Origin of the sequence: Psychrobacter sp. AOP31-B2-9 (genome assembly GCF_052378005.1) — a bacterium.
In the GTDB taxonomy this organism is placed as follows: Bacteria; Pseudomonadota; Gammaproteobacteria; order Pseudomonadales; family Moraxellaceae; genus Psychrobacter.
The window spans coordinates 1-441 of sequence record NZ_JBQSXG010000347.1; the positions used below are offsets into that span (position 1 = coordinate 1).

The window sequence follows — 441 nt, forward strand, 5'->3', positions numbered from 1 at the left end:
CTGAAACCATTCGCTCTCATGGTTATGCACCGATTGGTAAGCCTTGTATCGATAGCTACAACTGGCAAGGTAAAAAGCGAACCAACGTTATTGGTGCTCTGTATGAAAAGATGCTGTTTGCGCTTGATTACTTTGAGACAAACATCAACAGCAGCATATTCTACAACTGGTGCAAACAAACCCTAATCCCAAGTCTTAAAACCAAATGCGTGATTGTGATGGATAACGCCAAATTTCATAAGAGCAAACGCATTCAAAAGCTACTAAACAGGCACGGGCATCGTATTCTTTGGTTGCCGCCGTACAGCCCAGACCTAAACCCTATCGAAAAGAAATGGGCTCAGGTGAAGTTTCTACGCCAAGGCTGGATGGAAAACGACTTATCCAAATTGTTTTATGATGTTTGCCCTAACCATAACAATTTTATTTTGAGCTGACTAT

1 protein-coding gene is annotated in these 441 nt (G+C 41.7%); it reads left to right on the forward strand.

Annotated elements, in window-relative coordinates; translation table 11 throughout:
- Positions 1 to 437 (forward strand): transposase (locus ACT3SX_RS15570; protein WP_444761879.1); only part of this gene is annotated, 437 nt, incomplete at its 5' end.
- Positions 438 to 441: the final 4 nt, after the last annotated feature.